The organism is Kitasatospora sp. NPDC058478 (assembly GCF_042720345.1).
Classification (GTDB): domain Bacteria; phylum Actinomycetota; class Actinomycetes; order Streptomycetales; family Streptomycetaceae; genus Kitasatospora.
In genome coordinates this window covers 98,605-107,424 of sequence record NZ_JBHXML010000025.1, presented here as the reverse complement: position 1 = coordinate 107,424, position 8,820 = coordinate 98,605, and the positions used below count along the sequence as shown (strand labels likewise).

The window sequence follows — 8,820 nt, the reverse complement described above, 5'->3', positions numbered from 1 at the left end:
CCGCGACGACGATCTTCGCGGAGGTGGTGGCGCGGGTGGGGGCGGCCGCGTTAGAGCTTGCGAAGTCCACTGAGGACCCTTTCGAGCAGCGTGACATCGGGCGTTCCGCCCGACTCGCCCGCGGCGGCGGGCTGGTGGATGGCGACGAGGCCGGCCTCGGCCAGGTCGGCCACGAGGATGCGGGCCACACCGAGCGGGACACCGGCCAGTGCGGAGATCTCCGCGATGGACTTGACCTCACGGCAGAGGTTCACGATCCGGGCGTGCTCGGGCAGCAGGCCGCCGGTCCGTTCGGCGTTGCCGGTGGTCGAGATCAGGGCCTCGATGGCGAGCTGGTACCGGGGCCGGGTGCGGCCACCGGTCATCGCGTACGGGCGGACCAGCGGCTGCTGCTCGTAGCCGTCGGACTGCTGCCCGCCGTAGCCGCTGCCGTACCCGTTGCCGTACGAGCCGGCGGGTGTCGAGGGCGGGGTCATGGGTCCTCCTTGTGCTGCAGCCTTGGGCAGCCGGTTCCAGCTGGGGCGGTGCCAGCTGAGGCGGGATCAGCTGCCTGAGGGTAGCTGAGGGTGAGACGCCGGGGCCGGTCGGGTCGGACCCGGCGGGGGAGGTGGGACGGTGGACGGATCCCGCTCGGACTCCGGTCAGTGCAGGAGACTGCCCTGGAGTTCCGCGCGGAGTGCGGGGGTGAGGACGGCGCCGGCGCGGTCGACGAGGAGGGCCATCTCGTAGCCGACGAGGCCGATGTCGGAGTCGGGGGAGGCGAGTACGGCGAGGGCGGAGCCGTCGCTGACGGCCATGAGGAAGAGGAAGCCTCGTTCCATCTCGACGACGGTCTGGTTGACCTCGCCTCCTTCGAAGATCCGGCTGGCGCCGGAGGTGAGGGAGGTGAGGCCGGAGGCGACGGCTGCGAGCTGGTCGGCGCGGTCGCGGGGGAAGCCCTCGGACATGCACAGCAGGAGGCCGTCGGCGGAGACCACCACGGTGTGGGACACCCCGGGGGTGTTGTCCACGAAATTGGTGATCAGCCAGTTCAGGTTCTGTGCGGCCTGGCTCATCTGATTCAACTCAACGCTCCTGGTGATCTGCGCCGTTGCCGTCGGTCCGGCCACCGAAACTATCGAATCCGGGCTGCTGGGCACCATGCTGGGAGCCCGGCTGGTTGGCCTGTTCGGCCCCGGCCCGGCGGCCCTGCTGGATGCCGCGGCGCAGGTTGGTCAGCCGGCCGCGGACCTCTTCGGGGGCCCGGGAGACCTGCGGACCGGTCAGCGGCGAGGCCTCGGCGGTGCCGGAGACCAGGTTGGCCTGCGGGGTCCGCCGGGGGAGACCGGACATCGTGACGCCGCTGGTCGAGGGCTCGCGGACCTGCTCGGCGCGGCGCCAGCGCTCGTCGTTCGCGGACGGGCGCCAGGGGGCGTCCCCGGTGCCGGGCTGCGGCTGCTGGCCCTGCTGCGGCTGCTGCTGGCCCTGCGGCTGCTGGCCCTGCTGAGGGGCCTGGGCCTGCGGGGCCTGGGGGGCCTGGGCCTGCGCGGCCTGCTGCGGAGCCTGGGGCTGCTGGGCCTGGGCCGGCCGGCCCTGTCGGCGCTGCGGGTCGGACGGCTGGAACTCCGGCGCCGAGGTGCCGGGCCGACGCGGCTGGTACGTCCGCGGCCGCGCCTCCTGCCCGCCCTCCTGCGGGTACCACGGCTGCTCGGCCGCACCCCCGGACGGGCCGGTCGGCAGGGCCATCGGCTCCGGCCGGGCCTGCTCCTGGCGCACCGGCTCGGGCCGGGCCTGCTCCTGACGGACCGGCTCCGGACGCGCCGGGTTCGGCAGCACCGGCTCCACCAGGCCGAGGCCCAGCGGGTCACGCGGGTCGATCTGGCTGGCCTCGAAGCGCGGCCGGGCGAACTGCTGGGTGCTCTCCACCGACGCCGGCTCGGCCGACGGCAGCGGCTGGGCCTGCTGCTGCGGCGGCAGCTGCGGCTGGCGGTCGCGCTGCGGCGCGTCCGGGCCGGGGCGCTGCGGGCGGCGCTGGCCCTGCGGACCGGGCTGACCCTGCGGGCCGCCCTGACCGGGGCCGCCCTGGCCCTGCGGGGCCGGCCTGCGCTGCGGCAGGCCCTCCTGCGGGCGGTTGCCCGGGCGGGCGCCCTGCTGCTGCGGAGCGCCGCCCGGCCGACCCGGCCGGCCGTGCTGCGGCTGCTCGCCGGTCCGGGGGCCCGGACCGCCGTCGAACTCGCCACCCGGGCGCGGCCGTTCCTGGCCGGGGCGGCCCTGGGCGGGCTGCTGCTGGCCGGGGCGGCCCTGGGTGGGCTGCTGCTGACCGGGTTGGCCCTGGGCGGGCTGCTGCTGGCCGCGGCGGGGCAGGCCGCCGGGGCCGCCCTGCGCCGGGCCCGGCCGGTTCGGGCCGCGCTGCGGCAGGCCGCCCTGCGGGGACTGCTGGGACTGCGGGGCCTGAGGGGCCTGCTGGGTCGGCTTCTGGCCCTGGGGCTGGGGGGCCTGCCGGCCCGGGCCCTGGGGCCCCTGGGGCTGCTGGCCCGGGCCCGGCTGGCCCGGCTGGACGGGGTTCTCGCGCAGCGACTTGCCGACCTGGCGGGTCGGCAGGCCGCCGGCCCGGCCGCCGGGCGCGGCAGGCGCACCCGGTCCGGTCGGAGCACCCGGAGCACCCGGAGCACCCGGAGCGGTCGGAGCGGTCGGAGCGGTCGGAGCGGTCGGAGCGGTCGGGCCGCCCTGGCCGAGCTGCGGGCGGCCGCCCTGCGGGGCGCCGCCGGCCGGGCCCTGGCCGAGCGCGGCCGGGCCGCCCTGGCCGGGCGGCACCTGGCGCTGCTGGCGCGGCGTCGGGGCGACCCCGCGCTGCTGCTTGGCCTGGGCGGGGCCGGGCCGGGCGGGGCCGCGGCGGTCGGCGGAGTTGGTGACGTCGACCGGGAGCATGACCAGCGCGGTGGTGCCGCCGGAGTCGCTGGGGCGCAGCTGGATGCGGATGCCGTGTCGCAGGGACAGGCGGCCGACCACGAAGAGGCCCATGCGGCGGGAGACCGAGACGTCCACCGTCGGCGGGTTGGCGAGGCGCTCGTTGATCTCGGCGAGGTCGTCGGGGCTCAGGCCGATGCCGGTGTCGTGGATCTCGACCAGGACGCGGCCGTCGGGCAGCGCGTGGCCGGTGACCCGGACGCGGGTCTGCGGGCTGGAGAACGAGGTGGCGTTCTCCAGCAGCTCGGCGAGCAGGTGGACGAGGTCGTTGACGACGCGGCCGGCGACCTCGGCCGACGGCACGGCGGCGAGTTCGATGCGCTCGTACTGCTCCACCTCGGAGGCGGCGGCGCGGAGCACGTCGACCAGCGGGACGGGCCTGGTCCAGCGGCGGCCCGGGTCCTCACCGGCGAGGACGAGGAGGTTCTCGCCGTTGCGGCGCATGCGGGTGGCGAGGTGGTCCAGCTTGAAGAGGTTGGCCAGCTGGTCCGGGTCGGCCTCGCGGCTCTCCAGTTCGGAGATGAGCGACAGCTGGCGCTGGATGAGGCCCTGGCTGCGGCGCGAGAGGTTGGTGAACATCGCGTTGATGTTGCCGCGCAGGAGGGCCTGCTCGGCGGCGAGGCGGACGGCCTCGCTGTGCACCATGTCGAAGGCGTGCGCCACGTGGCCGATCTCGTCGGTGGAGTCGACGGCCACCGGTTCGACCGTCGTGTCGACGTCGTGCGGGTCGCTCTCGGAGAGGGTCTTGACCAGCTCGGGCAGGCGGCGCTCGGCGACGTCCTCGGCCGCGGCCTGCAGCCGGGTCAGCGAGCGCACCATCGAGCGGGCGATCAGACCGGCGCCACCGAGGGCGACGAGCAGCACCAGGGCGATGGCGGCACCGATGATGATGGCCTCGGTGTCGGCCTGGGACTGGAGGTCCTGGGCCTTGCCGTCGAGGTCCTCGATGAGCTTGGACTCGATCCGGCGCTCGGCGGTGATCTTGGCGCTGGCCTTCTCGTACCAGTCCTTGTAGGTCACCGGGTCGGTCTGGTGGATACCGCTCGGCTGGAGGATCGAGCGCGCGTACCGGTCGGCGTCGGCGATCACCGAGTTGTAGCTGAGCTGGCCGCGCAGGTTGTCCAGGTCGTGCGCGGTGTAGATGTTGTTGAAGCTGGTGAGCGAGTTGTCGTACGAGGTGCGCAGGCGGATGCCGAAGGACTCGTCGCTGGGGCTGAGGTCGGGGCCCTTGGGGTTGGCGAGTGCGGCGCCGATCAGGGCGCGCTGCTGCGAGGTGGCGTTCTTGGCCAGCGAGAACTGCTGCAGCGAGCGGGTCGCGACGAGCAGGTCCGTGTTGTTCGACGCGAGCGCGATGTCCTGGGTGATGGCCAGCAGGTCGCGGATGATCACGTCGTAGGCGGTGATCGTCGACTGGATGTTCTGGTTGTTCTGGTACGGCGTGTTGCGCGCGTCCGAGATCGAGTTCAGGTCCCTGCGGATCTGGAACAGCAGCGCCTTCCCGCCCGAGAGTTCGAGGTTCTCGAACTTGTCCGAGGACGCGGTGAAGGTGCGGCTCAGGTCGTCGGTGGCCCTGCGGGCGGTGACGATGTCGTCGTCGAGCGGGTCGTTGGGGCGCGCGGTGATGTAGCCGGCGCTGATGTCGCGCTCGGTCTGCAGGGCGTCCGCGAGGTTGGTCGCCTTCTTGGCCAGGTCGGACAGGTTGGCCATCTGGGAGAGCTGCTGCGAGTTCTGCATCGAGGCCTGGATCCGCAGGCCACCGAGGACCAGGGAGACCAGGACGGGCAGGGCGAGCAGGGCGATCAGTCGGGTCCGGATGCGCCAGTTGCGCATCGCGAGCCGGCTCAGACCGGTGGCCCGTCGCCGGGTCAGGGTGGTCCGGAGCTTGTCCCGGGCGGACTTCCGTTCCTGGCCGTCGTCCTCCGGGTGGCCGGGGGCCTCGGGGACCACCGGCTCGGCCGGGCTGCCGGGAGCCGCCGCCTGCTGGGGGGCTGCCACGGGCTCGTGCGACTCCGGGTTACCCGCGGCGCCGCTACCCCTTTTGAAACGTCCCTGCACTGGCGTCGCAACCTCTGGACCGGGCGTCCCGCCGCGTCGCCGCGGACCGGACGGTGTCGAGTTTCCTTCCGCTCCCCGGCTGGTCCGGGTGAGCGCGTCGCCGGGGTGGACTTCTCCCTACCCACGGTCCGTGGCATTCCAGCACAGCCGGGGAATCCCAACAAGGGCCGCCAGGACACGCCGCGCGGCGCTACCGAACGCGTGCGTGACTTCACTGACTGTGCCGTAACAGGACCGGAATACCGCATTTTTCGGACACTCGCCGGATACATGCCAACCCGGCCCGAGATCGAAAAGAGTCACAGACCTTCCGGAATGACCGTTATCGGAGATATGCCGGAAAATACCGTTGCGGCGATATGTCGGATATCTGCAATTCGCTCATGAATTTGTGATCAAAATCACAGTCTAATGTGTAGCTTTGGTCACGGTCCCTGTGGAATGAGATCTCGTAACCTGGCTGTCTCCGGAGCACGGCCCCGATCAGCCTGCCCAGAACCCCTCCGAATCATTCGGAATCAATCAGGCCGGTGACGATCCGCCGCGATCCGACCGGCCGCGACCACGAGGTGCTCTCGATGTCCCAGGCGAAGAAGGCCGCCACCAAGTCCACGCTGCCCTGCCGCTCCACGGCGAACCCGCGCCGGACGACGCTGGCCTCGGTCGCGGACTTCAGTACGATCCCGGGTGCCCGCAAGCCCGAGGACGCCGTCACCTACGGCACCGAGCTGCCGGCCAGCACCGCCAACCCGCGCCGCACCCAGCTGATGGTCGCCCCGGCGCCCGTCGTCGTGCAGGACTGACCCGACCCCCGCTCCGACAGGGCGTCGCGGCCGCGCCACCGAGGGCGGCCGCGGCGCCCTGCGGCGTTCCCGGGCGGTTGCCGGGGCTCGCGGCCCGACCGCGCTGAACAGGGGCAAAGGGGTCAGCCGGGGCCCCACGCGATAGCCTGGACGACGATTGACGGGGCCGCGCCCACCGTGGGCGAGGCGCCCACCAGCGCCCGGGCGCGCCCCGGGCGGTCGACGAAGCGAGGGGTATCCCAGCCGTGCGCATTGCCAGGTTTTCCGTCCGGGAAGGGAGCCCTGCCGCCGGCAGCGTCTCCTTCGGCGTGGTGGAGGGCGACCCTTCCCAGCCCGACTCGCTGGTCGTCCACGCGCTGGCCGGCCACCCGTTCGGCCAGCCCCAGCCGACCGGCGAGAGTTACCGCTTCCAGGACGTCCGGCTGCTCAGCCCGATGCTCCCCAACAAGATCGTGGCGGTCGGCCGCAACTTCGCGGCGCACGCCGCCGAACTGGGCAACGACGTCCCGGACGTGCCGCTCACCTTCTTCAAGCCGTCCACCTCGGTGATCGGCCCGACCGAGAACATCGCGTATCCGCCGTTCTCCTCGGACGTCCAGCACGAGGCCGAACTCGCCGTGGTGATCGGCCGGATGTGCCGCGAGGTGCCGCTGGACCGGGTGCCCGAGGTGATCCTCGGCTACACCTGCGCCAACGACGTCACCGCCCGGGACGTGCAGAAGCGCGAGGGCCAGTGGGCCCGGGCCAAGGGCTTCGACACCTCCTGCCCGCTGGGCCCGTGGATCGAGACCGACCTGGACCCGGCCGACCTCGCCGTCACCTGCACGGTCAACGGCGAGCTCCGGCAGGCCGGCCGCACCTCCCAGATGGTCCGCTCGGTCGCCGAGCTGATCGTCCACATCTCCGAGGCCATGACGCTGCTGCCCGGCGACGTCATCCTCACCGGCACGCCCGCAGGGGTGGGCCCGCTCAACGTCGGCGACGAGGTCGCCGTCTCCATCGAAGGCATCGGCACTCTCACCAACAAGGTGATCAAGCGTGGCTAGTGAAAAGCTCAGCGGCTCCGCCGCGGGCAACCCGGCCGTCCGGGTTCGTTTCTGTCCGTCCCCGACCGGGAACCCGCACGTGGGCCTGGTCCGCACGGCCCTCTTCAACTGGGCCTACGCCCGCCACAACGGCGGCACGCTGGTCTTCCGGATCGAGGACACCGACTCGGCCCGCGACTCCGAGGAGTCGTACGACCAGCTGCTCGACGCGATGCGCTGGCTCGGCTTCGACTGGGACGAGGGCCCGGAGGTCGGCGGCCCGCACGAGCCGTACCGCCAGTCCCAGCGGATGGACATCTACGCCGACGTCGCCCGCCGCCTGCACGAGGCCGGCCACGCCTACCACTGCTACTGCAGCACCGAGGAGCTGGACGCCCGCCGCGAGGCCGCCCGTGCGGCCGGCAAGCCCTCCGGCTACGACGGCCACTGCCGCGAGCTGACGGACGAGCAGGTCGCCGTCTACAAGCTGGAGAAGCGCGAGCCGATCCTGCGCTTCCGGATGCCCGACCGCACCCTCAGCTTCGACGACCTGGTGCGCGGCACGCTCACCTTCGAGCCGGAGAACGTGCCGGACTACGGCATCGTCCGGGCCAACGGCGCCCCGCTGTACACCCTGGTCAACCCGGTGGACGACGCCCTGATGGGCATCACCCACGTGCTGCGCGGCGAGGACCTGCTCTCCTCCACCCCGCGGCAGATCGCGCTGTACGCCGCGCTCGCCGAGATCGGCGTCGGCGACGGCACCACCCCGCGCTTCGGCCACCTGCCGTACGTGATGGGCGAGGGCAACAAGAAGCTCTCCAAGCGCGACCCGCAGGCCTCGCTCAACCTGTACCGCGAGCGCGGCTTCATCCCCGAGGGCCTGCTCAACTACCTGTCCCTGCTGGGCTGGTCGCTGGCCGACGACCGCGACCTGTTCGGCATCGACGAGATGGTCGCCGCCTTCGACATCGCCAAGGTGAACGCCAACCCGGCCCGCTTCGACCTGAAGAAGTGCGAGGCGATCAACGCCGAGCACGTCCGCAAGCTGGCCCCGGAGGACTTCGTCCGCCGCCTGGTGCCGTACCTGCAGGCCCCCGGGCTGCTGCCGGCCGAGCCGACCGCCGAGCAGCTGGACCTGCTCGCGAAGATCGCGCCGCTCACCCAGGAGCGGATGGTCGTGCTGAGCGAGATCGTGAACATGGCCGGCTTCCTGTTCGTCGACCCGGCCGACTTCACCGTCGACCCGGACGACGCCGCCAAGGCGCTGACCGCCGACGCCCGCCCGGTGCTGGAGGCCAGCGTCAAGGCGCTGGAGGCGCTCGCGGACTTCAGCCCGGAGCCGATCCAGGCCGCGCTGCGCGAGGCGCTGGTGGACGGGCTGGGCATCAAGCCCAAGTTCGCGTTCACGCCGCTGCGGGTCGCCGTCACCGGCCGCCGGGTCTCGCCGCCGCTGTTCGAGTCGATGGAGCTGCTCGGGCGCCCCGAGACGCTGCGCCGGCTGAACTCCGCCCTGGAGGCCCTGCCGGCCGCCTGAGCGGGCCGCTGAGCAGGCTGCGGGCCCGGCCTCGTGCCGGGCCCGCAGCCTGCCCGGACGTCACCGCCGGGACGTCACCGCCAGGTCGCCCGGCCGCTGCCTGGGGTTATCGATTTTGGAGCCGGGGCCGGCGTCGGGTAATGTTCTTTCTGCGCCGCCCGGGAGGGAACGGACGAGGGAGCGAAACCCTCCGCCCGGCCCCGAACGAGAGGCGCAACGCCTGAGAAGGCCCCGACAGGGGTTCAACTCTGGTGGGGTATGGTGTAATTGGCAGCACGAGTGATTCTGGTTCATTTAGTCTAGGTTCGAGTCCTGGTACCCCAGCGCAGTACGCAAGTCCAGCAGTACAAGTGAAGAACAAGCCCCCGTTGTGTAGCGGCCTAGCACGCTGCCCTCTCACGGCAGTAGCGCCGGTTCGAATCCGGTCGGGGGTACTTCAGAGCATGAAGCCGGT

6 protein-coding genes and 2 tRNA genes are annotated in these 8,820 nt (G+C 72.5%); 5 read left to right on the top strand and 3 right to left on the bottom strand.

Going from position 1 to position 8,820, the window contains the following annotated elements; all coding sequences use genetic code 11:
- Window positions 1-50: 50 nt before the first annotated feature.
- The 3 genes from ACFWPT_RS16310 to ACFWPT_RS16300 all read right to left on the bottom strand — a co-directional run bounded on the left by ACFWPT_RS16310 (window position 51) and on the right by ACFWPT_RS16300 (window position 4,941).
- Window positions 51-476, bottom strand: a complete 426-nt coding sequence (locus tag ACFWPT_RS16310) for a DUF742 domain-containing protein (RefSeq protein WP_063347718.1) — start codon at window positions 474-476, stop codon at window positions 51-53.
- Window positions 477-641: 165 nt separating this feature from the next.
- Window positions 642-1,055 carry a roadblock/LC7 domain-containing protein gene (locus tag ACFWPT_RS16305; RefSeq protein WP_030057391.1) on the bottom strand — a complete coding sequence of 138 codons (414 nt, stop codon included), beginning with the start codon at window positions 1,053-1,055 and terminating at the stop codon, window positions 642-644.
- Window positions 1,056-1,065: 10 nt separating this feature from the next.
- Complete coding sequence (locus tag ACFWPT_RS16300; RefSeq protein ID WP_380482308.1) at window positions 1,066-4,941, bottom strand: nitrate- and nitrite sensing domain-containing protein; 3,876 nt, start codon at window positions 4,939-4,941, stop codon at window positions 1,066-1,068.
- Between the two features lie 590 nt (window positions 4,942-5,531).
- Between ACFWPT_RS16300 and ACFWPT_RS16295 the strand changes: the two genes are divergently transcribed.
- The 5 genes from ACFWPT_RS16295 to ACFWPT_RS16275 all read left to right on the top strand — a co-directional run bounded on the left by ACFWPT_RS16295 (window position 5,532) and on the right by ACFWPT_RS16275 (window position 8,800).
- Window positions 5,532-5,804 carry a hypothetical protein gene (locus ACFWPT_RS16295; protein ID WP_347878533.1) on the top strand — a complete coding sequence of 91 codons (273 nt, stop codon included), beginning with the start codon at window positions 5,532-5,534 and terminating at the stop codon, window positions 5,802-5,804.
- A 245-nt stretch (window positions 5,805-6,049) separates the two neighbouring features.
- Window positions 6,050-6,850, top strand: coding sequence for a fumarylacetoacetate hydrolase family protein (locus tag ACFWPT_RS16290; RefSeq protein ID WP_063347716.1), 801 nt, complete (start codon window positions 6,050-6,052; stop codon window positions 6,848-6,850).
- A complete protein-coding gene (gene gltX, locus ACFWPT_RS16285) occupies window positions 6,843-8,366 on the top strand; it encodes a glutamate--tRNA ligase (protein ID WP_363375967.1) in 1,524 nt (507 codons plus the stop codon). Before ACFWPT_RS16290 ends, gltX begins: the two co-directional genes overlap by 8 nt.
- 252 nt (window positions 8,367-8,618) lie before the next feature.
- A tRNA-Gln gene (locus tag ACFWPT_RS16280) sits at window positions 8,619-8,690 on the top strand.
- Between the two features lie 37 nt (window positions 8,691-8,727).
- Window positions 8,728-8,800: transfer RNA gene (locus tag ACFWPT_RS16275), tRNA-Glu, on the top strand.
- The last annotated feature ends 20 nt before the right edge of the window (window positions 8,801-8,820 follow it).